At 70.9% G+C, this 23,821-nt stretch carries 27 protein-coding genes; 11 read left to right on the top strand and 16 right to left on the bottom strand.

Annotation, left to right across the window (positions count from 1 at the left end; translation table 11 throughout):
* Positions 1 to 139: 139 nt before the first annotated feature.
* A complete protein-coding gene (locus P9K36_RS29020) occupies positions 140 to 1,159 on the bottom strand; it encodes a polyprenyl synthetase family protein (RefSeq protein WP_043347174.1) in 1,020 nt (339 codons plus the stop codon).
* Between the two features lie 168 nt (positions 1,160 to 1,327).
* Between P9K36_RS29020 and P9K36_RS29015 the strand changes: the two genes are divergently transcribed.
* Both P9K36_RS29015 and P9K36_RS29010 read left to right on the top strand, forming a co-directional pair.
* Positions 1,328 to 1,552 carry a DUF2007 domain-containing protein gene (locus P9K36_RS29015; protein WP_026604550.1) on the top strand — a complete coding sequence of 75 codons (225 nt, stop codon included), beginning with the start codon at positions 1,328 to 1,330 and terminating at the stop codon, positions 1,550 to 1,552.
* Positions 1,549 to 2,307, top strand: a complete 759-nt coding sequence (locus P9K36_RS29010) for a methyltransferase (RefSeq protein WP_111473221.1) — start codon at positions 1,549 to 1,551, stop codon at positions 2,305 to 2,307. The genes P9K36_RS29015 and P9K36_RS29010 overlap by 4 nt, the downstream gene beginning before the upstream one ends.
* A 9-nt stretch (positions 2,308 to 2,316) precedes the next feature.
* Here P9K36_RS29010 and P9K36_RS29005 read toward each other — a convergent pair whose 3' ends face one another.
* The gene (locus P9K36_RS29005; protein WP_020090705.1) at positions 2,317 to 2,628 is read right to left on the bottom strand and encodes a hypothetical protein; all 312 of its coding nucleotides are present in this window, start codon (positions 2,626 to 2,628) and stop codon (positions 2,317 to 2,319) included.
* A 31-nt stretch (positions 2,629 to 2,659) separates the two neighbouring features.
* Entirely contained in the window at positions 2,660 to 3,334 is a 675-nt protein-coding gene (locus tag P9K36_RS29000) for a hypothetical protein (protein ID WP_043382610.1), read from the bottom strand.
* A 511-nt stretch (positions 3,335 to 3,845) separates the two neighbouring features.
* Between P9K36_RS29000 and P9K36_RS28995 the strand changes: the two genes are divergently transcribed.
* Genes P9K36_RS28995 through P9K36_RS28985 form a run of 3 tightly spaced genes read left to right on the top strand, consistent with a single transcriptional unit; the run spans position 3,846 to position 5,407 of the window.
* Positions 3,846 to 4,643, top strand: a complete 798-nt coding sequence (locus P9K36_RS28995; protein WP_043382608.1) for a heme ABC transporter permease — start codon at positions 3,846 to 3,848, stop codon at positions 4,641 to 4,643.
* 9 nt (positions 4,644 to 4,652) lie between these two features.
* Positions 4,653 to 4,796, top strand: coding sequence for a heme exporter protein CcmD (gene ccmD, locus P9K36_RS28990; RefSeq protein ID WP_043347163.1), 144 nt, complete (start codon positions 4,653 to 4,655; stop codon positions 4,794 to 4,796).
* Positions 4,793 to 5,407 carry a DsbE family thiol:disulfide interchange protein gene (locus P9K36_RS28985; protein WP_043347162.1) on the top strand — a complete coding sequence of 205 codons (615 nt, stop codon included), beginning with the start codon at positions 4,793 to 4,795 and terminating at the stop codon, positions 5,405 to 5,407. Before ccmD ends, P9K36_RS28985 begins: the two co-directional genes overlap by 4 nt.
* Before the next feature lie 3 nt (positions 5,408 to 5,410).
* Here P9K36_RS28985 and P9K36_RS28980 read toward each other — a convergent pair whose 3' ends face one another.
* On the bottom strand, positions 5,411 to 6,025 hold the full coding sequence (locus P9K36_RS28980) for a septation protein A (RefSeq protein ID WP_043382604.1): 615 nt from the start codon (positions 6,023 to 6,025) through the stop codon (positions 5,411 to 5,413).
* A 130-nt stretch (positions 6,026 to 6,155) separates the two neighbouring features.
* Positions 6,156 to 7,508 (bottom strand): signal recognition particle-docking protein FtsY, encoded by a 1,353-nt coding sequence (ftsY, locus tag P9K36_RS28975; RefSeq protein WP_278306291.1) that lies wholly within the window; start codon positions 7,506 to 7,508, stop codon positions 6,156 to 6,158.
* Positions 7,509 to 7,565: 57 nt separating this feature from the next.
* Between ftsY and P9K36_RS28970 the strand changes: the two genes are divergently transcribed.
* Positions 7,566 to 8,267 carry an RNA pseudouridine synthase gene (locus tag P9K36_RS28970; RefSeq protein ID WP_278306290.1) on the top strand — a complete coding sequence of 234 codons (702 nt, stop codon included), beginning with the start codon at positions 7,566 to 7,568 and terminating at the stop codon, positions 8,265 to 8,267.
* Here the strand turns inward: P9K36_RS28970 and mtaB are convergent.
* Both mtaB and dapF read right to left on the bottom strand, forming a co-directional pair.
* A complete protein-coding gene (mtaB, locus tag P9K36_RS28965) occupies positions 8,237 to 9,457 on the bottom strand; it encodes a tRNA (N(6)-L-threonylcarbamoyladenosine(37)-C(2))-methylthiotransferase MtaB (RefSeq protein ID WP_278306289.1) in 1,221 nt (406 codons plus the stop codon). The two genes, P9K36_RS28970 and mtaB, sit on opposite strands and share 31 nt — an antisense overlap.
* Positions 9,457 to 10,344 (bottom strand): diaminopimelate epimerase, encoded by an 888-nt coding sequence (gene dapF, locus P9K36_RS28960; RefSeq protein ID WP_043347151.1) that lies wholly within the window; start codon positions 10,342 to 10,344, stop codon positions 9,457 to 9,459. Before dapF ends, mtaB begins: the two co-directional genes overlap by 1 nt.
* Before the next feature lie 194 nt (positions 10,345 to 10,538).
* Between dapF and P9K36_RS28955 the strand changes: the two genes are divergently transcribed.
* From P9K36_RS28955 to tam, 5 genes are all read left to right on the top strand, one after another.
* The gene (locus tag P9K36_RS28955; protein WP_043382595.1) at positions 10,539 to 11,282 is read left to right on the top strand and encodes a GyrI-like domain-containing protein; all 744 of its coding nucleotides are present in this window, start codon (positions 10,539 to 10,541) and stop codon (positions 11,280 to 11,282) included.
* Between the two features lie 204 nt (positions 11,283 to 11,486).
* Positions 11,487 to 12,248: a Fe-S cluster assembly protein HesB gene (locus P9K36_RS28950; RefSeq protein WP_278306288.1), complete on the top strand. Its 762-nt coding sequence runs from the start codon at positions 11,487 to 11,489 to the stop codon at positions 12,246 to 12,248.
* Between the two features lie 93 nt (positions 12,249 to 12,341).
* A complete protein-coding gene (gene trpS, locus P9K36_RS28945; protein ID WP_278306287.1) occupies positions 12,342 to 13,406 on the top strand; it encodes a tryptophan--tRNA ligase in 1,065 nt (354 codons plus the stop codon).
* On the top strand, positions 13,403 to 14,104 hold the full coding sequence (locus P9K36_RS28940) for a haloacid dehalogenase type II (protein ID WP_043760276.1): 702 nt from the start codon (positions 13,403 to 13,405) through the stop codon (positions 14,102 to 14,104). The genes trpS and P9K36_RS28940 overlap by 4 nt, the downstream gene beginning before the upstream one ends.
* A gap of 21 nt (positions 14,105 to 14,125) precedes the next feature.
* Positions 14,126 to 14,908, top strand: coding sequence for a trans-aconitate 2-methyltransferase (tam, locus tag P9K36_RS28935; protein ID WP_043760274.1), 783 nt, complete (start codon positions 14,126 to 14,128; stop codon positions 14,906 to 14,908).
* A gap of 23 nt (positions 14,909 to 14,931) precedes the next feature.
* Here the strand turns inward: tam and P9K36_RS28930 are convergent, their stop codons facing one another.
* The 9 genes from P9K36_RS28930 to P9K36_RS28890 all read right to left on the bottom strand — a co-directional run bounded on the left by P9K36_RS28930 (position 14,932) and on the right by P9K36_RS28890 (position 23,575).
* On the bottom strand, positions 14,932 to 17,007 hold the full coding sequence (locus tag P9K36_RS28930) for a methyl-accepting chemotaxis protein (RefSeq protein WP_278306286.1): 2,076 nt from the start codon (positions 17,005 to 17,007) through the stop codon (positions 14,932 to 14,934).
* A gap of 239 nt (positions 17,008 to 17,246) precedes the next feature.
* Positions 17,247 to 17,900 (bottom strand): pyridoxamine 5'-phosphate oxidase family protein, encoded by a 654-nt coding sequence (locus tag P9K36_RS28925; protein ID WP_043347120.1) that lies wholly within the window; start codon positions 17,898 to 17,900, stop codon positions 17,247 to 17,249.
* 166 nt (positions 17,901 to 18,066) lie between these two features.
* Positions 18,067 to 19,086 carry a ketol-acid reductoisomerase gene (ilvC, locus tag P9K36_RS28920; RefSeq protein ID WP_012322218.1) on the bottom strand — a complete coding sequence of 340 codons (1,020 nt, stop codon included), beginning with the start codon at positions 19,084 to 19,086 and terminating at the stop codon, positions 18,067 to 18,069.
* 12 nt (positions 19,087 to 19,098) lie between these two features.
* Positions 19,099 to 19,755, bottom strand: a complete 657-nt coding sequence (locus tag P9K36_RS28915; protein ID WP_043347122.1) for a TetR/AcrR family transcriptional regulator C-terminal domain-containing protein — start codon at positions 19,753 to 19,755, stop codon at positions 19,099 to 19,101.
* A gap of 84 nt (positions 19,756 to 19,839) precedes the next feature.
* A complete protein-coding gene (locus tag P9K36_RS28910; RefSeq protein WP_111473225.1) occupies positions 19,840 to 20,484 on the bottom strand; it encodes a glutathione S-transferase N-terminal domain-containing protein in 645 nt (214 codons plus the stop codon).
* 24 nt (positions 20,485 to 20,508) lie between these two features.
* Entirely contained in the window at positions 20,509 to 20,859 is a 351-nt protein-coding gene (locus tag P9K36_RS28905) for a type II toxin-antitoxin system PemK/MazF family toxin (protein ID WP_043347126.1), read from the bottom strand.
* Positions 20,840 to 21,133: a MazF family transcriptional regulator gene (locus tag P9K36_RS28900; RefSeq protein ID WP_043382578.1), complete on the bottom strand. Its 294-nt coding sequence runs from the start codon at positions 21,131 to 21,133 to the stop codon at positions 20,840 to 20,842. The genes P9K36_RS28905 and P9K36_RS28900 overlap by 20 nt, the downstream gene beginning before the upstream one ends.
* A gap of 53 nt (positions 21,134 to 21,186) precedes the next feature.
* Positions 21,187 to 21,729 carry an acetolactate synthase small subunit gene (ilvN, locus tag P9K36_RS28895; protein WP_043347129.1) on the bottom strand — a complete coding sequence of 181 codons (543 nt, stop codon included), beginning with the start codon at positions 21,727 to 21,729 and terminating at the stop codon, positions 21,187 to 21,189.
* A gap of 70 nt (positions 21,730 to 21,799) precedes the next feature.
* On the bottom strand, positions 21,800 to 23,575 hold the full coding sequence (locus P9K36_RS28890) for an acetolactate synthase 3 large subunit (protein WP_111473226.1): 1,776 nt from the start codon (positions 23,573 to 23,575) through the stop codon (positions 21,800 to 21,802).
* Positions 23,576 to 23,821: the final 246 nt, after the last annotated feature.

Genomic DNA, 23,821 nt, shown 5'->3' with positions numbered 1-23,821 from the left:
CATCACCGACCCGCCTGCGGGGACGGAGCGCGAGGGATACCTTCGCGGCGGGCCGCGGTCCGATCAGCCCGGGGCGACGCGCTGCCGATCCGATGGTGGGGCGGTCTGGCTGTCGATGCGGGAGCCGTGAGGCCCCGCCTCAGCGCGCCCGCGCCACGCAGAACTCGACGGCCCCGAGGAGCGCCGCCTTGACGGGCCCGTCGGGGAAGATGTCGAGGGCGGCCCGGGCCTCTGCGCCGTAATGGTGGGCGCGGGCGACGGTCTCCTCCAGGGCGCCGTGGCGCTGCAGGAGGTCGAGGGCCGTTTCCAGATCGTCGGCGCCGATCTCGCCCTGCTGCAGGGTGCGGCGCCAGAAGCCGCGCTCGCCCTCGCTGGCGCGGCGGTAGGCGAGCACGATCGGCAGGGTGATCTTGCCCTCGCGGAAATCGTCGCCGACGTTCTTGCCGAGCTCCGCCGAGGTGCCGCCGTAATCGAGCACGTCGTCGATCAGCTGGAAGGCGATGCCGAGATTCATCCCGTAGGACCGGGCGGCCGCCTGCTCGGCCTCGGGCCGTCCGGCGAGCACCGGGCCGACCTCGCAGGCGGCGGCGAACAGCTCGGCGGTCTTGCCGCGGATCACCGCAAGGTAGGCGGCCTCGTCGGTCTCCAGGTTCTTGGCGTTGGTGAGCTGCATCACCTCGCCCTCGGCGATCACCGTGGCGGCGGCCGAGAGGATGTCGAGCGCCCGCAGGGAGCCGACCTCCACCATCATCCGGAAGGCCTGGCCGAGCAGGAAGTCGCCGACCAGCACGGAGGCCTCGTTGCCCCACTTGATCCGGGCGGCGACGCGGCCGCGGCGCATGTCGCTCTCGTCGACCACGTCGTCGTGGAGGAGCGTCGCGGTGTGCATGAACTCGACGCTGGCGGCGAGCTTCACGTCGCCGTCGGTCGCGCCCGCGTAGCCGCAGAGCTGGGCGCAGGCGAGCGTCAGGATCGGGCGCAGGCGCTTGCCGCCGGAGGCGATCAGGTGGTTGGCGACCTCGGGGATCATCGCCACGTCCGATCCCGTCCGCGACAGGATCGTGGTGTTGACCCGCGCCATGCCGTCGGCCACCAGCGCGACAAGGTCGTTGAGCCCCGCCTCCGCCTCGGGCTTCGGATTCTCGATGGAGAGGGCCATACCCAAGATCCGTGACCTCCAGACCGGTCGCCCCTCAGGGGGCGGGCGATCCCTTCGCACGCGCCCCGCGGCGCCGCAACATCGTCGCCGTCCGGATATGGGGTGCCGCCAGCGCGGGGCTCACGCGACGAAACCGCCGATCCGAGCCCGCTTCGGAGCGAACACGCGATGATCGAGCTGATCCGGGCCAACGATGTCGTGCTGATCGGGTTCGCCCGATCGGTCCTCGAGGCGGCCGAGATCCCGGTCCTCGTCGCCGACAGCCACATGAGCCTGATGGAGGGATCGATCGGGGTCTTCGGCCAGCGCCTTCTCGTCCCGCGCGACCACGAGGCCCAGGCCCGCCGCCTGCTCACGGATGCCGGCATCGCCCACGAGCTGCGCCAGCCGTGACAGAAGAGGCCGACACCGGCGCCGATTCTTTCCTCGGCGGCCTCCTGCGCCTGCACCAGCCGCCGCGGGGGGCGCATCGCGCCGGGACCGACGCGGTGCTGCTCGCCCGGCTGCTCGCGCCGCAGGCCGGGGAGCGGGTCTGCGATGTCGGCGCCGGGACCGGTGCCGTCGGTCTCGCCTGCGCGGCCCTGGCGCCGGGCCTCCGGCCGACGCTGGTCGAGCGCGACCCGGTGCTCGCCGGGCAGGCCCGCGCCAACGCGGCCCTCAACGGCATCGACGCGCAGGTTCTGGTAGCCGACGTCCTGGCACCCGCGGCGGAACGCCGCGCCGCCGGCCTGGCGCCGGACAGTTTCGACGTCGTGCTCACCAACCCGCCGTTCTTCGCACCCGGCAGCCACCGCGCCTCGCCGCATCCGGGCCGCGCCGCCGCCCACACCTTCGCGGGCGGGGATCTCGAGACCTGGATCCGGACCTGCACGGCGATCCTGCGGCCCGGCGGCCGCCTCGGCCTGATCCACCGGGCGGACGCCCTTCCCGCCTGCCTCGACGCCCTGAAGGGCCGCTACGGCGGGCTGGCGATCCGCCCGGTCCATCCCCGCGGCGACGCGCCCGCGATCCGTGTGCTGATCGCCGCGGTCCGCGGCAGCCGCGCCGCCGCGAGCCTGCGCCCGCCCCTCGTGCTGCACGGTTCCGACGGCACCTTCACGGCCGAGGCCGAGGCGCTCCATCGCGGCGCGCCCTGGCCATCGCTCTGAGCCGTCAGCTTACGCCGCCAGCGCGGCGGGTTCGGCATCACGGATGCCGAGGAACCGCTCGACCTCTGGAAGATCCGGGAAGGCGAGGAATTCCGGACGCAGCGGCTCGGGCAGGCCCTCGAAGTTGAGGCCCGGGAACGTGTCGGGATGCGGGTAGAGCTGCCAGGCCGCGCCGGGCTCGACCGGGGGGAACAGGATGGCGACCTTCTCGGCGCCGAGGCGCACGATCCGCGTCGGGCTGTAGGACAGCGTCTCGATGCTCCAGCCGTGGTGGGAATCCCGGCGGGCCTTCATGGTGCGGCGGCTCGTCGCGCGATGCATGGCGGTCTCCTTCGGTGGGGTGGAAGCGGGATCAGGCGGCGCTGCGGCGTCCGGCGCGCTTCGGCCAGCCGAGCGCCACGAGGCGGGCCTTGGCGTAGTCGCGCACCTCGTCGCGGGTGCCGGGCGGCATCGTCGCCAGGACGGCCTGGGTGGCACCGTCCAGCATCAGGTCGGTGACCGCGTTGATCGTCGCGGCCTCGTCGATGCGGCGCTTGAGGTCGCCCTCGGCCTCGGTGACCTCGTCGAAGGCGGGCGCCTCCTCGAAATCCTCGTCGACGGCGCGGACCGGGATCTGATGGGCGCGGAACTCGTCGGCCTCCTCCTCCGAGTAGACGAGACCGTGCAGCTCGATGAGCTTGAGGATGACGCGGTCCTTCCCGCGCTTCTCGGCCATGGCGTAGACGTAGGCCGCCTGCTTGCCGGAGACGCGGTAGTTCACGTTGACCAGCGCCTCGCCCATCGACCACTCGACCCGCTCGGTCCCGGGCTTCGCGCCGGGCAGGCGGCCGGTCACCAGGATCACGGCCTCGTCGCGTTCGGCCCGGATGACGGTCGGCGGCTCGAACACGATGCCGGCCTGGGCGGCGATGCGCTCCAGGGTCTTGTGGTAGATGACGGCGGTCCCCTGAACGCGCCAGACGTTGCCCCCGAAGGGCTCGCCGTAGCGGACGAGGATGTCGGCGATCTGCTTGTCGGCGGTTCGCATGAGGCGCTCGTTCCGTCAGGAGGGAGGCGGGTCGTCCACAGCTTTTCTCAGGGACGCTCTTTCGTTCTCTTTTTGTTCACGTCTATATGCGCAATCTGCCCGCGATGCGCAAGGCTCGGACGCCAAAACCTGCGGTTGCGGACATGCGTCATCGTCCCCGCGCGCCGGTGGCACCCGGGGCATGGCCCGGGACGCCTCGAACAGGCGCGGTCAGGAAGCTCGAGATAGCGATACTGTCCAGACCGGCGAACGCTGGGAGGCTTAGACGCGTGTGGGCGTAGCGCGGGTCCCCTCTCCCGCACGGGAGAGGGGGCGCGTCGCGGATGTCCCAAGAAGACGGTTGGGTGTCGACGCGATCGTCCAGGAGCGCGTCGGCTCCGACGCCCCGTCAGCGTTGGCACCGCCTGCGACCACATTCCGGCGACCCCGCCGCCTGCGCCGCCGACCCGCATTGTTGCTGCACCGCACCCTAGGCTAGACCGCTTCCACGATGTCCGAGACAGCTGCCGCGATGACGCCTTCCCTCTGGACCCGCCTGTCGAACCCCAGCCATTTCATGCGCTGGTCGGGCGCGCTGGTGCCGTGGCTCACGGCCCTGTCGCTCGCCGTCCTGGCCCTGGGGCTGTACCAGACCTTCTTCGTGGTGCCGCCCGACTACCAGCAGGGCGAGACCGTGCGGATCATGTACATCCACGTCCCGGCGGCGTGGCTCGGCGTGTTCTTCTACGGGGCCATGAGCGTGTCGGCGATCGGCACCCTGGTCTGGCGCCACCCGTTGGCCGACGTCGCCCAGCGGGCGGCGGCGCCGATCGGGGCGGCCTTCACGCTGATCTGCCTCGTGACCGGCTCCCTGTGGGGCAAGCCCATGTGGGGCACCTACTGGGTCTGGGATGCCCGCCTGACCTCCATGCTCATTCTGCTGCTGATCTATTGCGGCATCATCGCCCTGTGGCGCACGCTGGAGGATCCGAACCGTGCCGCGCGCGCGGTGGCGATCCTGACCCTGGTCGGGGCCGTGAACCTGCCGATCATCAAGTTCTCGGTGAACTGGTGGTCGACCCTCCACCAGCCGGCCTCGATCCTGCGCATGGGCGGCTCGACCATCGATCCCTCGATGCTCTACCCGCTGCTGGTCATGATCGGCGCCGCGACCCTGGGGGGGACCACCCTGCATCTCTACACGATGCGCACCGAGATCATGCGTCGCCGGGTGCGGACGTTGACGATCCGCGAGGCCGAGCGCCTCGACCGCGCCCAGCCGCACATCACTCCGACACCGGCCGCGATGCCGGTCGGCCAACCGGTCTAGGGGGCCGCAATGGATCTCGGGTCTCACGGCGGCTTCATCCTGCTCGCCTACGCCTTCACCGCCTTCGTGATGGTCGCCCTGGTCGGCAACGCCCTGCGCGATCGCCGGACGCAGCTGCGTGCCCTGAAGGGCTTCGGCGAGGATCGGCGATGACCGCGCCCCTCGACGAGGCGACCGGGCGGCCGCCGCCGGTCCGCCGCTCGCTGCTGCTGATCGTGCCGGCCCTCGCCTTCGCGGCGCTCGCCGCCGTGCTGTTCCTGCGCCTGCGCTCCGGCGCCGATCCGGCGGCCCTGCCCTCCGCGATGATCGGCAAGCCGGTGCCGCAGTTCGATCTGCCCGCCGTGCCGGGGCTGACCGCCGGGGGCGCGCCCGTGCCCGGCCTGTCGAGCGCGGATCTGAAGGGCCAGATCACGGTGCTCAACGTCTTCGCCTCCTGGTGCGCGCCCTGCCAGGTGGAGCACCCGATGCTGATGCGCCTGGCGAAGGAGCCCGGCATCCGGCTCGTGGGCATCGACTACAAGGAGCCGACCCCCGAGGCTGGCCAGCGCTTCCTGGCCCGGCACGGGGTCCCGTTCAGCGCGGTGGGGGCCGATGCCGGAGGGCGGGCGGCGATCGATTTCGGCGTCTACGGCGTGCCCGAAACCTTCATCATCGGGCCGGACGGCATCATCCGCGACAAGCTCGTCGGCATCCTCACGCCTGAGAATTTCGCGAGCGTGCTCACGCGAATCCGCGCCGCCGGCAAGGTCGCGGCAGCGCAGTAGACCCTAGATTTCGGGCTGCGGGGTCTTGCGCTCGTAGCGGGTCAGCAGCGGCGTCTGCGCCAGGGCGAACAGCACGGTGATCGGCATGATGCCGAACACCTTGAAGTTCACCCAGAAATCCTCCGTCTGCGTCCGCCACACCAGCTCGTTGAGCGCCGCCAGCACGAAGAAGAACACGCCCCAACGGAAGGTGAGCTTGCGCCAGCCCTCCTCGGTGAGGCTGAACATCGAATCGAGCACCACCGAGAGCAGCGAGCGCCCGAACACGAGGCCGCCGAGCAGCACCGTCCCGAACAGGGCGTTCACGATGGTCGGCTTGACCATGATGAAGGTCTTGTCCTGCAGCGCCAGGGTCAGGCCGCCGAACACCACCACCACCACGCCGGACACGAGCGGCATGATCGGCAGGCGGCGCACCATCACGTAGTGGATCGCCAGCGCCACCACGGTCGCCGCGATGAACACGCCCGTGGCCACGAACAGCTTCTGGTCCGGGGCGACGCCGAACTTCTCGGAATACGCGTTGCCGAGGAAGAACAGCACCAGCGGGCCGAGTTCCAGCGCCAGCTTCACGAGCGGCGGCAGGTGGCGGTGCGGGGGGACGGATTCGATCTGCATACGCTCGGTCGGCTCGGCTGCGGCGCTCACGGTGGGCCGGGAGCGTCGAACGGGATTTGCGGGGTGTGTGGTACGCCGAGCGCGCGATGTCCATGACATCGCGCACCAAAGATCGGCGGGCGCCCGCGTCCTAATCCTTCTCCAGCCCGGCGATGGCCCGGGCGAAATCGCGGGCCGCGAAGGGCTCCAGGTCCTCGACGCCCTCGCCGACGCCGATGAAGTGGACCGGCAGGCCGAATTTCGCCGCCAGCGCCACCAGGATGCCACCCCGGGCGGTGCCGTCGAGCTTGGTCATCACCAGGCCCGAGACCGGCGCGGCCTGCGAGAACAGCTCCACCTGGCTGAGGGCGTTCTGGCCCACCGTGGCGTCGAGGACGAGGATCGTGGCGTGGGGCGCCTCCGGATCCTGCTTGCGCAGCACGCGTACGATCTTCTCAAGCTCCGCCATCAGGCCGGTCTTGTTCTGGAGCCGGCCGGCGGTGTCGATCAGCAGCACGTCGGTCCCGGCGGCGGCCGCCTGCTTGAGGGCGTCGAAGGCGAGGCCCGCGGCATCTGCCCCCTGCGCGCCGCTCACCACCGGCGTGCCGGTGCGCGCGCCCCAGACCTTGAGCTGGTCGATCGCCGCCGCCCGGAACGTGTCGCCCGCCGCCAGCATCACGGTGCGCCCCTCCGCCCGCAGCTTCGAGGCGAGCTTGCCGAGGGTCGTGGTCTTGCCGGCGCCGTTCACGCCGACGGTGAGGATCACGAAGGGCTTCCGGCTCGCGTCGATGGCGAGCGGCACCGCCACGGGCTCCAGCGCCCGCTCGACCTCCGCGGCGAGGATCGCCCGCACCTCGTCCGGCGAGATGCCCTTCTCGTAGCGGCCCTTGCCGACGGCCTCCGAGACCCGCATCGCGGTCTCGAGGCCGAAATCGGCCTGGATCAGCGCGTCCTCCAGGTCCTCCAGGGTGGTGGCGTCGAGCTTGCGCTTGGTGAACAGGCCGGTCACGCGCTCGGAGAGCGCCGACGAGGTCCGCTTCATCCCCGAGGTGAGCCGGCTCCACCAGCCCTTGGCCTCCGGCTCGCGGTCCGGCCCGGCACCCGCGTCGTGGGCCAGGGCCGCGGCGCTGTCGACCGGCTGGATGTCGGGCATCGGCGCGACCACCGGCTCCCGGTTCACGTCACCGGTATCGACCGGGTCGGCCCCGTGCGCGGGGTCGTCGCCGGCGGTGCCGGCCGGCGGACGCTCGGGCTCGCCCGCGACGGGCAGCAGATCGGCGCCCTCGACCACGTCCGGGACCGGCTCCCCGGTCTCCTCCGGCGGCAGCGGAACATGCGCGACGTCCTCCGCGGCGGTGGCGAAGTCCGGCTCACCCTCGGAGGGCGAGGCCGCCTCCGGGGGCAGCTCGGCCTCGGGCTTGTCTTCCGGCTTGTCCTCGGGCGCGGGCTGGTCTTTGCGCCCGAACAGGCGTCCGAACCAGCCGGGCTTCTCCTCGCTCGCCATGAAATCGCGTCCTCGCCCCACCTTGCCCCGCCGACACCGACCCTCTAGCCGATCCGGATGTCCAACGCCTTCGACATAGGCGCGCGCCTCCTCTACCGCGATGCCCTGCTGCTCGTCATCGACAAGCCGGCGGGTTTACCGGTCCATCCGGGTCCCCGCGGTGGCGAGACGCTCACCGATCACCTCGACGCCCTGCGGTTCGGCCTGCCGCGCCGCCCGGAGGCCGCGCACCGGCTCGACCGCAACACCTCCGGCTGCCTCGCGCTCGGCCGCCACGCCAAGGCGCTGGCGCGGCTCGGCAAGCTGTTCTCCGGCAGCGGCGTCGACAAGACCTACTGGGCGATCGTGGAGGGCGGCCCCGCCGAGGAGGCCGGCCGCATCGACCTGCCGCTGGCCCGCCGCTCGGACGATCCGCGCTCCTGGTGGATGAAGGCCGACCCGGCGGGCGACCCGTCGCTGACGCACTGGCGGGTGCTCGGCCGCGCCGGGGGGCGGACATGGCTGGAGCTGAAGCCGGTGACCGGCCGCACCCACCAGCTCCGGGTCCATTGCGCCGCCTCCGGCTGGCCGATCCTGGGCGACGCGATCTACGGCGGGGCGCCCCGCGGCAGCGCGCTGCACCTGCACGCGCGGACCCTGTCGATCCCGCTCTATCCGAAGCGCGACGCCATCACCGTGACGGCCCCGCCGCCGCCGCACATCGCCGAGGCCGTGGCGCCGCTCGCGGCTCAGGCCGCGATCAGCCGCGCCCCGTCGTGAGACGCGATCGCGACGCTGTGGAACGTGCCGGGGGCAAGCGCGTCTGACAGGCGCACGGCGGTGAAATCCGCGCTCCGCCCGGTGCCGCCGCGCTCCGCCAGCACGGTCAGCCGCCGCCCGACCTGTGCGTCGAGGTGCCGCCGCAGGGCGTCGGCACCGGCTGCGCGCAGCCGCGCCGCCCGCGCGCGGATCGCGTCCGCCGCCACCGGCGGCATCCGCGCGGCGGGCGTCCCGGGGCGCGGGGAATACGGGAAGACGTGCAGGTGCGTCAGGCCGCACTCCGCCACGAGGTCGAGGGAGCGGGCGAACTGCGCCTCCGTCTCGGTCGGAAACCCCGCGATCAGGTCGGCGCCGAACACCATGTCGGGCCGCAGCCGCCGCACGGTCTCACAGAAGCGGATCGCGTCGGCGCGCAGGTGCCGGCGCTTCATGCGCTTGAGGATCAGGTCGTCGCCGGCCTGCAGCGACAGGTGCAGGTGCGGCATCAGCCGCTCCTCCTCGGCGATCGCCGCGAGCAGGGCGTCGTCGGCCTCGACGGAATCGATGGAGGAGAGGCGCAGGCGCGGGAGGTCGGGCACCGCCCGGAGGATCGACCGCACCAGACCGCCGAGGGACGGCCCGGCGAGATCCCGTCCATAGGCGGTGAGGTCGACGCCGGTCAGCACCACTTCCCGCCCGCCCCGGGCCACGAGGGTCTCGACCTGCGCGACCACATCGGGCACCGGCACCGAGCGGGAGACGCCCCGTCCGAACGGGATCACGCAGAAGGTGCAGCGGTGGTCGCAGCCGTTCTGCACGGGCACGAAGGCGCGGGTGTGCCCGGCCATGGCCTCGATCCGCGTCGGCTCGGCCATCCGCGCCGCCATGACGGCCCCCGGTCCGGTCGCGGCCGCCGACCAGCCCTCCGGCCGCAGCTTCTCGGCGTTGCCGACGAGGCGCGCGACCTCCGGCATGGCCGCGTAGGCCTCCGTCTCCACCTCGGCGCCGCAGCCGGTGACGACGATCTCGGCGCCGGGCCGTTCGCGGGCGATGCGCCGGATCGCCTTGCGGGCCTGCCGCCCGGCCTCGGCGGTGACCGCGCAGGTGTTGACCACCACCCGGTCCCGGCCGTCCGCAGCCGCATGGGCCCGCAGAGCCTCGGACTCGACGGTGTTGAGGCGGCAACCGAAGGTGAGGGTCTCGACCGCCATCAGGCCGCGCTGTCGAACAGCTCCGGCGCCAGGGTCCCCTCGGCGACGAGCGCGACCGGGCCGGTCATCAGGACATGGTCGTCGGCGCGCCACTCGATGAACAGCTCGCCGCCGGGCAGCGCGACCTGGGCCTGCCGGCCGATCATCTTGAGGCGCGAGGCGGCCACCACGGTGGCGCAGGCAGCGGTGCCGCAGGCGAGCGTCAGCCCGGCGCCGCGCTCCCAGACGCGGAGCTTGATCGTCTCGCGGCCCGTCACCTGCGCCACGGAGATGTTGGCGCGCTCCGGGAACAGCGGGTGGTTCTCCAGCATCGGACCGATCCGCGCGAGGTCGAAGGAATCCGGATCCTGCTCCACGAAGAACACCGCGTGCGGGTTGCCCATGTTCACCGCGCCCGGCGAGTGCAGGATCGGATCGTCGATCGGGCCGATCTGCAACTCGATCCGGCGCGTGTCCGGGAAGGGCTCCGACAGGGGGATCTCGTCCCAGGCGAGACGCGGACGGCCCATATCGACCGTGAAGGCCCGCTCCGAGACGCGGCGCACGCCGAGCACGCCCGCTTCGGTCTCCAGGGTGAGCCGCCCGCCCTCGGCCGGCCGGGCCATGGCCGGATCGTCGAGCATCGCGTAGGCGACGCAGCGCGTGCCGTTTCCGCAGGCGCCCGATTCCGAGCCGTCGGTGTTGTAGATCCGCAGGAACGCGTCCGTGCCCGGGCTCACCGGATCGTGTAGCACCATCAGCTGATCGAAGGCCGAGCCGGGATCCTGCGCGATCGCCCGCGCCTCCTCGGGCCGCACCGTCGCGGTGGAACCGCGCAGGTCCAGCACCACGATCGCGTTGCCGGCGCCGTGCATCTTCAGGAAGCGTCTGTGGGCGAGTGCGCTCATGCGGTCCCGCAGGTCGAGGAGGGGCCGGCTATATCGCAAAAGCGACCGCCCGGCGCGAGGGGTGCAGCAGCGTGGCAGATGCGCCGCACCCGCGGCTCTCGTCCGCGGTGCCCTCGCGGGCCGTCCCGTTCGCCACTAGGTTACGCGGCGGGAGCCTGCGCGATCATCCGCGGGCCTCGACCGGAGCGCCCCACGTGATCCGCCTTCGTCCGCTCGTCGCCCTCTCGGCCGCCCTCGTGCTCGCGTCCGGCGGCCCGATCGCCGCGCAGCAGCAGCCTGCGCCGCCGCCCTCCACGGCACCCGCGCCGGCCCAGACGAACCCGCTGCCGACGACGACGGCGCCGAACCCGGTGGCCGATCCGGACAAGAGCGCGGCCCCGGCCCCCCAGCAATCGGTGGCGCCCCCGCCCGCGGGCCAGTCCGCGGTGGGAACGCCCGCGCGTCCGACGCTCATCGAAAAGGCCGGCGAGCCCGGCGACGTCGACGAGGTCACCCTGCCGTCGAAGCCCGCCGCGATCCTGTCGGGCAAGACCAAATGGGAGGAGGCCGTGCCGAACCTGAAGCAGGCCTTCGCGCGGATCGAGGCCGACCTCGCCAAGCTGGGCGTCGCGCCGGCCGGCCGGCCGCTGGCGGTCTTCACCCGGACCGACGATGACGGCTTCGAGTTCGAGGCGATGATCCCGGTGGCGGCCGCGCCGAACCCGGCGCCGGCGGAGACCGACGGGCTGCGCTTCGGCACGACGCCCTCCGGCAAGGCGTTGCGCTTCGCCCACAAGGGTTCCTACGAGTCGATCGACAGCACCTACGAGACCCTGACCGCCTATCTCGATGCCAAGGACATCGTGGTGCAGGACCGGTTCGTCGAGGAATACGCCACCGACCTCAAGGACGGTACCGACGACAACCTCGACGTGAACATCTACGCGCTGGTGAAGTAGGGGCCGGCAGATCGGCCGACGTCGCGGACCGATCCCGCGCCGGAGAACCGGCCGCAACCGCCGCCTCTCGCCCCCCTCTGCGGGGAAGGGAGGAGTGCGCGGCACCCGATCGCCCGTTCCTGACGCGCATGCGCGGAGATCGGACAGATCGCCGCTGCCCCGCCCCGGCAGGAACAGGGGCGTCGGCTCGCGGATTCGCCCGACATGCCCGCCACCGACCTCAGAACCGGGACCGTCCCGCCTCCGCGCCGCAAGGCGGCCCCCAACGCCATGGATCCCGCCCTCGCCGAGAAGGCTCTGGCGATCCACGCGCGCCTCTGCCCGGTCTACGGCTGCCCGATCCCGTACTTCCACAGCCTGGATCCGGTCAGCGAACTCGTCTCCTCGCTCCTGTCGCACCGGACGCGCAACGCCGAATCCGGCCGGGCCTTCAAGGCCCTGCGGGCACGCTTCCCGGACTGGGAGGCGGTGATCGACGCGGACGTGCCGGAGATCGAGGCCGCCATCGCGGGGGTGACATGGCCGGAGCTGAAGGCGCCGCGCATCCGCGACGTGATCCGGGCCCTGCGCGACCGGTGCGGAACCCTCGACCTCGCCTTCCTGGCCGACATGGAGGTCGAGGCGGCGCGGGCGTGGCTGCAGGCCATCCCCGGGATCGGGCCGAAGACCAGTGCGGCGGTCCTGTCGTTCTCCACCCTGCGGATGCCGGCGCTGCCGGTGGATAGCCACCATCACCGGGTCGCCCAGCGCCTCGGGCTGATCGGCCCGCGGGTCGATGTCGGCCCGGCGCACGCGATCCTGCGGGGGCAATTGCCCGCCGCGTGGAACGCGCAGGATCTCTACGACAATCACGAGATCCTGATGCTGCACGGCCAGCAGGTCTGCCACCATCACCGGCCCGCCTGCGGGCGCTGCGTCCTGACCGACCTCTGCCCCAGCGCGAAGCGCCCCGTGCGGGAGTCGTGAGCGCGTCCTTGACCATTCCGGCCTACGGGTGCGAGTAACCCCGCGCCCGGACGGCGCGGAGCCCCGGTCTATCTTTGCTCAGGATCGGCGCCGATGGCCGCGTTCACCGAATTGGTCTTCTCGGGCGTCCAGCCCACCGGCAACCTGCATCTCGGCAACTATCTCGGAGCGGTGAAGCGCTTCGTGGAGATGCAGGACCGCGACGCGCAGTGCCTGTACTGCGTGGTCGACCTGCACGCGATCACCGTCTGGCAGGATCCGGAGGCCCTGCGCGGCCAGATCCGCGAGGTCACGGCCGCCTTCCTCGCCGCCGGCATCGATCCGAAGCGCTCGATCGTGTTCAACCAGAGCCAGGTGCCCCAGCACGCCGAGCTCGCCTGGGTGTTCAACTGCGTCGCCCGCCTCGGCTGGCTGAACCGCATGACCCAGTTCAAGGAGAAGGCCGGCAAGGACCGGGAGAACGCCTCGATCGGCCTGTACGACTACCCGGTGCTGATGGCCGCCGACATCCTGGCCTACCGGGCGACCCACGTGCCCGTGGGCGAGGACCAGAAGCAGCATCTGGAGCTGACCCGCGACATCGCGCAGAAGTTCAACACCGACTTCGCAGGCTCGATCGCGGCGCACGGCCACGGCGACGCGTTCTTCCCGATCACGGAACCGCTGATCGGCGGTCCGGCCGCCCGGGTCATGTCGTTGCGCGACGGCGCCAAGAAGATGTCGAAGTCGGACCCGTCCGACAACGCCCGGATCAATCTCACGGACGATGCGGACGCCATCGCCCAGAAGATCCGCCGGGCGAAGACCGATCCAGAGCCCCTCCCCTCCGAGGTGGCGGGCCTGAAGGAGCGGCCCGAGGCCGACAACCTCGTGGGGATCTACGCGGCGCTGGCCGGCATCAGCCGCGAGGACGTGCTGCGCGACTTCGGCGGGGCGCAGTTCTCGACCTTCAAGCCGGCGCTCGCCGACCTCGCCGTGACGAGCCTCGCGCCGATCGCCGGGGAGATGCGGCGGCTCACCGCCGATCCCGGCCATATCGACGCCGTGCTGGCCGACGGCTCCGCCCGGGCGGAGACGATCGCGGCGCAGACCCTCGACGCGGTCAAGGACATCGTCGGCTTCGTGCGGCGGGGCCCCAGCCTCCAGGCGGTGCGGTGACAATCCGGGCGCTGGTCTTCGACGTCTTCGGGACGCTCGTCGACTGGCGCTCCGGCGTCGCCCGCGAGGCGGCGCGGCTGCTGGCGCCCGTCGCGCCGAGCCTCGATGCGGGCGCCTTCGCGGATGCGTGGCGGGCCCGCTACGACCCGTCGATGGAGACGGTGCGCTCCGGCGCCCGGCCCTATGTCGACCTCGACACGCTCCAGGCCGAGTCCCTGCCCGACGTGCTGGCGCAGTTCGGCATCGCGGGCGTGCCCGAGACCGTGCAGCGGGAGCTGGTCCAGGCGTGGCACCGGCTCGAAGCCTGGCCCGAGGTGCCGGACGCGCTGCGGCGGCTGCGGGAGAAGCACCTCCTGGCGCCGAACTCCAACGGGCCTGTCCGGTTGATGGCCGACCTCGCCCGCCGCAACGGGCTGATCTTCGACGCGGTGCTCGGCGCCGGCTATTCCCGCGACTACAAGCCGAAGCCGGCGCTCTACCGCGACGCGGTGGCGGCCTTCGGGTTCGCGCCGGCGGAAACGATGATGGTCGCGGCGCACTCGAACGACCTCGCGGCGGCGGCGCGCCACGGTCTGTCCACCGCCCACATCGCCCGCCCGCACGAGCACGGCCCGGCCGGCGGCGAGACCGCGCCGACGGTGCCGGTCACCCACGCGGCGCGGGACCTGGCGGACCTCGCCGACCAGCTCGGCTGCTGAGGCGTCGCACGGAAGGTTGAGATGGCCGATTGGAACCCCGCCCTCTACACCCGTTTCGAGGACGAGCGGACGCGGCCAGCGGCCGAGCTCCTCGCCCGCGTGCCCCTCGACGCGCCACGGCTCGCCTGCGATCTCGGCTGCGGGCCCGGCAATTCCACCGCGCTGATCGCGGCGCGATTTCCCGATGCTGAGGTGCTCGGCCTCGACAGTTCCCCGGCGATGCTGGAGAGCGCCCGTGCCCGCCTGCCCGACCTCACCTTCGCGCAGGCCGATGCCGCGACCTGGGTCCCGGAGCGCGCCCCGGACCTGATCTTCGCCAACGCCGTCCTGCAATGGCTGCCGGACCACGCGACCCTGCTGCCGCGGCTGTTCGGTCTCCTCGCCCCGGGCGGGGTGCTCGCCGTGCAGATGCCCGACAATCTCGCCGAGCCCACCCACCGGCTGATGCGCGAAGTCGCGGCGGCCGGACCCTGGGCGGCAACGATCGGCGACCCGGCCGTAGCCGGCCGCCTCGGCCGCATGCTGGAGCCCGCGGCCTACTACGACCTGCTGGCGCCCATGGCCGCCGAGGTCGATGTCTGGCGCACTGCCTATCACCACCGGATGGCGGATGCCGCCGCCATCGTGGACTGGGTGAGCGCCACGGGGCTCCGGCCCTTCCTCGACCCGCTGGAGCCCGGGGAGAAGGCCGGCTTCCTGGCGGCCTATACCGGCGCGATCGACGCCGCCTACACGCCGCGCAGCGACGGGCAGCGCCTGCTGGCCTTCCCGCGGGTGTTCATCGTCGCCCGAAAAGCCCCGTAGCGCGCAGGCCGGCCCGGTGGTCCTCAGGCCGCGCGCACCGTTCCGAGGAAGCGGCTGACCTCCGCCCGGAGGTGCTCGGATTGCTGCGACAGGTTCGCGGACGAGTCCAGCACCTGGCCCGCGGCCGAGCCGGTCATGTCGGCGGCTTCGGCCACGCGGGCGATGTTCGTCGTCACCTCGCCCGTGCCGGCGGCGGCCTGGGTCACGTTGCGGACGATCTCTTGGGTCGCCGTACCCTGCTGCTCGACCGCGGCGGCGATCGTCGTGGCCACGCCGCTGATCTCGTCGACGCGCGTCGTGATGCTGCCGATCGCCGAGGCCGCCTGCGCGGTCGAGGCCTGCACGCGGGCGATCTGGCCCGCGATCTCCTCGGTGGCCCGCGCGGTCTGTTCGGCCAGCGCCTTCACCTCGGCGGCCACGACCGCGAAGCCCCGTCCGGCCTCGCCGGCACGGGCCGCCTCGATGGTGGCGTTGAGGGCCAGCAGGTTGGTCTGGCCCGCGATGCCGCTGATCAGCGCCACCACGTCCCCGATCTTCATCACGGCCGCACTCAGATCCTCGACCAGACGCACCGTGCGCCCGGCCTCGTCGGCCGCGGCCCGCGCGAGTTGGGCGGAGCCCTGGACCTGACGCCCGATCTCCTGCACGGAGCTGCCGAGCTCCTCGGCCGCCGAGGCCGCGGCCCGGACGTTGGCGGCCGCCTCCTCGGCCCCGGCCGCGACGGTGGTCGACTGGCCGGCGGTCTCCGACGCCGTGGCGGCCAGCGCCCGGGCCGTGGCCTGCAGCTCGGTGGCCGCGTTCGTGACCGTCTCGACGATGCCGCCGACCGCCTGCTCGAAGGTGTTCGCCAGATCCGCCGTCACCCGCTTGCGGTCCCGGTCGGCGGCGGCCTGGGCAGAAGCCCGCGCCTGCGTGTCGGCCTCCGCCTGCGCCCGGAGGCCGTCGCGCAGGTTCAGGACGGCCCGCCCGACCAGCCCGACCTCGTCGCGGCGCCGAGCCTCGGGCACGTCCGCCCCGTAATCGCCCGCGGCCATGTCGCCGATGGTCCTGCCGAGGGCGCGGACCGGCTTTCTGACGAGGCGGTGCAGCGCGCCGAAGACGACCGCGCAGCCGATCAGCACGCAGAGGACCGAGATGCCGATGAGCCTGGCGCGCGCCTGATCGGCGGCAGCCGTGAGCGTCGCCACCGGCACCGCGACCACGATGGCCCAGCGGTCGGGCGTCTCGCCCGCCTGGATATGCTGCGCCATGTACCGCCACGGCGCCCCATCCGGGCCCGGCGCATCGGTCACCACCACGGCGCCTGCCGCGATCGCCTGCCTGGCCGCGTCGGCTGCCGACGCGTCGAAGCCGTGCATCGGCTTCCCGGCCGCCGCGCCGGTCGGATGCGCGACGGTCGTTCCGCTCGCCGAGACCACGGCCAGGTAGCCGGTCCCGAACGGCTTCACCGCGCCGAAGGCGGCATTCAGGGATCCGAGGTCGATGTCGACACCGGCGGTGCCGCGATACTTGCCGTCCACGCTGATCGGCGCGCCGAACGACATCATGACGACGTCCTTCCCGGCCACCGGGTAGATGTAGGGTTCGATGGCCACCAAGCGGTTCAGCTTCTTCGGCTGAAGGTAATAGGCGCCGTCCGGCTCGGCCTCGTAGCCGGTGAGAACCTCCCGCTTGATCGTGCCGCTGCCGCGATTCCAGTAGGGCATGAAGCGGCCGCTCGCGTCCGACGAGGCCGTGCCGGCGAACGTGCGGTCGCGCCCGTCCAAGGCATCCGGCTCCCAGCCCGTCCAGGTCGCGATCAGGCTGGGGTTGGCGCGCAGAAGCTCGCGCAGCATCGCATCGTAGACCTCACGGTCCTGAATGCCGCGGGCGCGCAGGGCCGAGGCGGAGACCGCGATGCTCTCGGCGGTCTTGGCCGCGACCGCGAGGCGAAACCGGACCTCGCGCGCCTCGTTCGACAGAGTCTCCGACTGCATCTTGGCCGCCTGCTCCTCGAAGGAAGCGTTGATTCGACGGGCAAGAAAAGTCATCCCTCCCGCGAAAACCGCAGCGATCAGGACGCTACAGATAACGGCGACACGCAGGGGCAGCGAAAGCATGTTCTCTACGATCCGCGCAAGGATGTGACCGACTAGATTTGCAGGAAATCTAGCGGCCACCCCCGCACATCGTCAAGAAATTTTGAACTCGGCCGCGATCAGTCGCAATTATATTGCTACATCAATATGAAGCGCCGCGGATATCTACTTGGTATCAACTTGTGCGCCGAAGATTGAATTCCCGGCATATCGAGCGCCCGCCGGCCGCCCCATTTCGCGAGGCGGCCGGCAAAGGGTCGTCAGGCCTCGCCGCGGGCGACCAGCGCCTCGTACTCCGAGACCTCCAGCTTGCCCTCCCGGGCGACCCGCGCCTTGTCTTCGTCGCTGATCACGTCGCCCGCGAGGTCCAGACGCTTCCAGGCGGCGAGCGGCGTCTCGCGGCCGGGCCGCGGCACGTACTTGTTCTGCTCGAGCTTCTGGTACTTGTGGATGTAGCGCGGGCAGTTGATCCAGATCTTCGTCACCGCGACCTTCACCAAATACTTGGCCTCGGTGTACTCGGCCATCAGGGCGTCGTCGCGCAACAGCGTGGCGTGGCCCTGCACGCGGATGCGGTGGGGCGTCTCGAAATCGATGAACAGCAGGCCGACCTTGGCCTGCCCCGCGATGTTGCCCATCGAGTAGAACATGCCGTTGCCGTCGAAGCCCGGGAACACCAGCGTGTTGGCGTCGAGCACCTTCACGAAGCCCGTGGGGCCGCCCTTGTAGGAGACGGTCGGCATGCCGTCCGGGTCGACGGTCGAGAGGAAGAACATGTCGCGGGAGCCGATGAAGGCGGCCTCGTCCGGCTGGATGCTCTCGTGGACCCAGTCCTCGTCGAGGCGCACCGCGAGCTTGGTGGTGCCGAACTCCTCCTGCAGCGCCCGGTGCGCGTCGGAATAGAGCGATGCCATGCGTGTCCTCTCCGCTAGCCGGTCCTCGTACACGCGGGACCGCTGGCGGGCTTATGGCCGGGACTCCCCAGGTCGGGCAACCCGGAACGCGAAGGGCCGGCCACGCTTTCGCGTGACCGGCCCCCGGGCGCGGCCGAGCAGAGCCCGGCCGCGCAATCCGAAGCAATCAGTTGCGGGTCTTGTCGACCAGCGCCTTCTCGGAGATCCACGGCATCATGCCGCGGAGCTTGGCGCCGACCTCCTCGATCGGGTGGGCGGCGAGCTTGGCGCGGGTCGCCTTGAACGAGGTCTGGTTGACCTTGTTCTCCAGCATCCAGTTGCGGGTGAAGGTGCCCGACTGGATGTCGTTCAGCACGCGCTTCATCTCGGCCTTGGTCTCGGGCGTGACGATGCGCGGGCCGGTGACGTACTCGCCATACTCGGCCGTGTTGGAGATCGAGTAGTTCATGTTGGCGATGCCGCCCTCGTAGATGAGGTCGACGATCAGCTTCACCTCGTGGAGGCACTCGAAATAGGCCATCTCGGGGGCGTAGCCCGCCTCGACCAGGGTCTCGAAGCCGGCCTTGATCAGCTCGACGAGGCCGCCGCAGAGCACGGCCTGCTCGCCGAACAGGTCGGTCTCGCACTCCTCCTTGAACGTCGTCTCGATGATGCCGGCGCGGCCGCCGCCGTTCGCCGAGGCGTAGGACAGGCCGAGGTCGTGGGCGTTTCCGCTCGCGTCCTGCGCGATGGCGATCAGGGTCGGTACGCCGCCGCCGCGGAGGTACTCGGAGCGCACGGTGTGGCCCGGGCCCTTCGGGGCGACCATCAGGACGTCGAGATCCTTGCGCGGCTCGATCAGGTTGAAGTGGACGTTGAGGCCATGGGCGAACAGGAGCGCGGCGCCCTGCTTCATGTTGCCCTCGAGGGACTCGCGGTAGATGTCGCCCTGCAGCTCGTCGGGGGTGAGCATCATCACCACGTCGGCCCACTTGGCGGCCTCGGCGACCGACAGGACCTTGAAGCCCTCGTGCTCGGCCTTCTTGGCGGTGGCGGAGCCCTCGCGCAGGGCGATGACGATGTCCTTCACGCCGGAATCGCGCAGGTTGAGCGCGTGGGCGTGGCCCTGGCTGCCGTAGCCGACGATGGCGACCTTCTTGCCCTTGATCAGGTTCAGGTCGGCGTCGCGATCGTAATACACCCGCATGTCTGTCTCCTCTTAAACGTGGCGGTTCGGGTCGGGTTTGGCCTGGCCGTAGAGGGCCAGAAACTGCTCGACGGCGCGGCCCGCATCGCGCCGGATCTCGGCCCCGTCGAAATCGAGGGTCTCGCCGAGCAGAAGTCGAATCTGGATATCCCGGCCGACGAGGCCGAAGAAGGTGCGGAAGGTGGCCTCGCTGTCGGCGAAGGCGAGTAGCCCGGCGGCGCGCCCGGCCTCCAGCACGGGCTTCACCCGCTCGCCGATGGCGAAGCGGCCGTTGGCCAGCACGATGCCGCCGAGATTGCTCTTGCGCGAGCCGGCATGCGCGATGGCGATGCGGTTCAACGCGACCGAGGTGGGGCCGGTGATGACCTCCAGCCACGTCACGGCGAAATCCTGCAGGCGCTCCCGCAGGGTCGCCCCGTCGAGGATCTGCGCGGCGTCGTGCCCGGCATGGACCCGGGAGGCCTGCCAGCGCACCGTCGCGGTCAGCAACCCGTCCCGGTCGCCGAACCACTTGTAGAGCGTCTCCTTCGAGCAGCTCGCCCGGCGCGCGACGGCGTCCATGGTGAGCTGCTCGCCGTCCTCGACCATGAGGCCGAGCACGACGTCCAGCACCGCCTGCTGGCGTGCCGACGGCGCTTCCCGCTCTGCTGTGGCGCTGGCCTGCATCATCTCGAATAGCGTACCGTACCGTACGGTACGCGCTCTAGGCCGATTCGATGGCCGCGGCAAGGGGGTTGCCGCGACCGAATGGGATTAGTGCGGGAGCGGCAACCCCTCGCGGGCGAAGACGGCCTGCACGGCCGGGCGCTCGGCGACGCGGCGGGCATGGGCGGTCCAGGCCGGGAAGCGGCCGGCCATGTCGAACCGCAGCACCGGGCCGTTGGCCCAGAACCAGAAGACCATCAGGTAGGCGTCGACGACGCTGAAGCGGTCGCCCACCGCCCAGCCGCCGTGCGAGAGGCGCACCTCGGTCATGGTGGCGAGATCCGCGTAGGTGTTGGCCGCCTTGCTCTTGATGCCGTCGAACGCGCTCTCATCCTCGGTGTAGCGTTCCGGACGGCGGACATGCGCGTAGGTCACGTGGTGGTTGCAGGCGAGCCAGCCGAGCCACTCGTCCGCGGCGGCCTGCTCCCGCAGGTCGGCGGGCCACAGAGCCGTCTCCGGCACCTGACGGGCCACGTGGCGCATGATGGCCGCACATTCGGTGAGCACCCAGCCGTCCTCGGTCAGCGCCGGCACGCGGCCGCGATCGTTGATCGCGAGGTATTCCGGCCGGCGCTGGTCGCCGGCGGCGAGGTCGAGCTTGATGCCCTCGTAGGGCAGCCCGGATTCCTCCAGGACGATGTGGGCGGCGAGCGAGCAGGCGCCGGGGGCGTAGTAGAGGGTGCGGGCGGTCATGACACTGCTATACGCCGTCCTGCTTCAAAGCCCGAGCAGTTTCGCGATCTGATGCCGGACTTCGGCGAGAACAGCGCCCGGCGCGACGCCGAGGCGCCTCAGAATACGCGCCCGCTGATCGATGGACCGGATCTGATCCGTCAACACCGCGCCTTCGACAGTCATTCCGACCGGAAGCATGACCTTCGTCGGCCATGGTTCGATGTTGCTCGTAATCGGGCAGACGATGACGCGGCGCGTCGCCGTGTTCATCAGCACTTCCGACACAACCAACGCCGGTCGACGACCATCTTGTTCCGTCCCGCGGACAGGACCGAATTCGACGAGGATCAAATCGCCGGCCTGAAGCGATGGCTCAGCGGGAGTCGTCGTCATCGATGATCTCAGAGCCGACATCCGGACCCCAGTCCACGGTCGGCGGCTCGAAATCCGGGCCCAGACGGCGCATCTCGGCGACCATGTCCTCGAGCGTATAGACCGGCAGCCCGTTGACGTACCGGCGCCCAGCCCATTGCTGCGGCTCCGGCGGGACCGGGCGCTTCGAGACGATCTCGACCGTCTCGCCTTCGCGGATGCCGAGTTCTTCGGCCTCCGCGCTGCTCAGACGGACGGCGAGGTCGTCACCCCAGCGGATGACCTTGGCTTCCATCACTCCGCCTCCTGCGGGGACGGGGCATCCTAGCAGAGGTCAGCCGCCGGAGCCTACAGCGGCTCAGCCCCGCGCCCCATCGCGGAGATGCCGGTCCGGCAGATCTCCACCAGCCCGATCACGCTCATCAGGCGCACGAACCGGTCGATCTCCTCGGTGGCGCCGGTCAATTCGAACACGAAGGAGTTGAGCGTGGCGTCCAGCGTCTTGGCGCCGAACGCGGCGGCCAGCCGCAGGGCCTCGCTGCGGTGCTCGCCCTCGCCCTTCACCTTCACGAGGCAGATCTCGCGCTCGAGGGCGTTGCCCTGGAGCGTCAGGTCCACCACCCGGTGGACCGGCACCAGCCGGTCGAGCTGCGCCTTGATCTGCTCGATCACGGCGTTGGTGCCCGTCGTGACGATGGTGATGCGGGAGATGTGGCGCGCCTCCTCGGTCTCGGAGACGGTCAGGCTCTCGATGTTGTAGCCGCGGCCGGAGAACAGGCCCGAAATGCGCGCGAGCACGCCGGGCTCGTTGTCGACGATCACCGCCAGCGTGTGCCGGTTCACCGGCTCGACGCGGACGGCATCGGGGTAGTGGGTGTTCATCGCATTCATCGCCGGCCTCGTCCTCGTCGTCCCGTCCGTGCTCACCAGCGGCGACCCCGGAGGGCCGCCGCCAAACCCATCACACCAGCATCTTGCCTTCCTCGGAGATCACGTCGCCGAGTTCGACGCCGGTCTCACCGAGGTAGTCGGACAGGAGCATCTCGTTGTGCGCCTTGCCCGACGGGATCATCGGGAAGCAGTTCTCGGTCTTGTCGACGATGCAGTCGAAGATCACCGGGCCGTCATAGGCGAGCATCTCCGCGATGGCGCCGTCGAGGTCGCCCGGCTTCTCGCAGCGCATGCCCTTGGCGCCGTAGGCCTCCGCGAGCTTCACGAAGTCCGGCAGGCTCTCCGAATAGCTCTGCGAGTAGCGCGAGCCGTGCAGCAGCTCCTGCCACTGCCGGACCATGCCCATGTACTCGTTGTTCAGGATGAACACCTTGATCGGCAGGCGGTACTGCACCGCCGTCGACATCTCCTGCATGTTCATCAAGATCGAGGCCTCGCCGGCGATGTCGATCACCAGCCCATTCGGATGCGCGAGCTGCGTGCCGATCGCCGCCGGCAGGCCGTAGCCCATCGTGCCGAGGCCGCCTGAGGTCATCCAGCGGTTCGGCTCGTCGTACTTGAAGTACTGGGCCGCCCACATCTGGTGCTGGCCGACCTCGGTGGTGATGTAGGTCTCGCGGTCCTTGCAGGCCTCGTAGAGGCGCTGCACGGCGTATTGCGGCTTGATGATCGTGCCCGACGGCCAGTAGGCGAGGCAGTCCCGCACCTTCCAGGCACTAATCTTCTGGAACCACGGATCGAGGTTGGACTTGTCGGGCCGCGACGGCAGGGCGCGCCACGCCTCCAGCATGTCGGCGAGCACCGAGGCGCAGTCGCCGACGATCCCGACATCGACCTTGACGACCTTGTTGATCGAGGAGGCGTCGACGTCGATGTGGATCTTCTTGGAGAAGGGCGAGAACGCGTCGAGACGGCCGGTGATCCGGTCGTCGAACCGGGCGCCGACGCAGATCATCACGTCGCACTCGTGCATCGCGAGGTTGGCCTCGTAGGTCCCGTGCATGCCGAGCATGCCCAGGAACTTCTCGTCCGTGCCCGGATAGGCGCCGAGCCCCATCAGGGTCGAGGTGATCGGGAAGCCGGTCTCGCGGACGAGCTCGCGCAGCAGGCGCGACGCCTCCGGGCCGGAATTGATCACGCCGCCGCCGGTGTAGAAGACCGGCCGGCGCGCGGTCGCCATCAGTTCGACGGCCGCGCGGATCCGGTCGGCGTCGCCCTTCACGGCCGGGCGGTAGGTCTTGTGGCTCGCGATCTCCGGGCGCTCGTAGAGGCCGGACGCGAACTGAATGTCCTTGGGCAGGTCGACCACGACCGGGCCGGGACGGCCGTTGGCCGCGACGTAGAACGCCTCGTGCAGGATGCGCGGCAGGTCGTCGATCGATTTGACCAGGTAATTGTGCTTCGTGCAGTGGCGCGTGATGCCGACCGTGTCACACTCTTGGAACGCGTCGGTGCCGATCAGGTGCGTCGGGACCTGGCCGGTGATGCAGACCAGCGGGATCGAATCCAGCATCGCGTCGGTCAGCCCGGTGACGATGTTGGTCGCACCGGGGCCCGAGGTGACCAGCACGCAGCCGACCTTGCCGGAGGAGCGGGCATAGCCCTCGGCGGCGTGGACGGCGCCCTGCTCGTGGCGGACGAGGATGTGCTTGACGGCGTTCTGGTGGAAGAGCGCGTCGTAGATCGGAAGTACGGCGCCGCCCGGATACCCGAACAGCGTGTCGACACCCTGATCCTGGAAGGCCCGGATGACCATCTCGGCCCCGGTCATGACCTCGCCGCCCATGCTCGTCTCCTCGCGCTCTCCGGAGCCACCGCGATCCCGTGATCGCCGCCCTGCCCCGTCCTCTCTCCCGGCACCCTCGTCACGCGGGGCGGTCTCCGCCTCGCCCGAAGGTGCCTATCGCCTCGGATCTCCGTCCGTCCCAGTCCTGTCCCGCCCGGACGCGGGCAACAAAAAAGGGCCCCGAGGGACCCTGCATGCGCCACCGCCCGGATCGCGGCCCTAGCTCAGGGCCGCCCCGTCGGTGAC

Origin of the sequence: Methylobacterium sp. 391_Methyba4 (assembly GCF_029691625.1) — a bacterium.
Classification (GTDB): Bacteria; Pseudomonadota; Alphaproteobacteria; order Rhizobiales; family Beijerinckiaceae; genus Methylobacterium; species Methylobacterium fujisawaense.
This window is presented reverse-complemented; position numbering and strand designations above follow the sequence as displayed.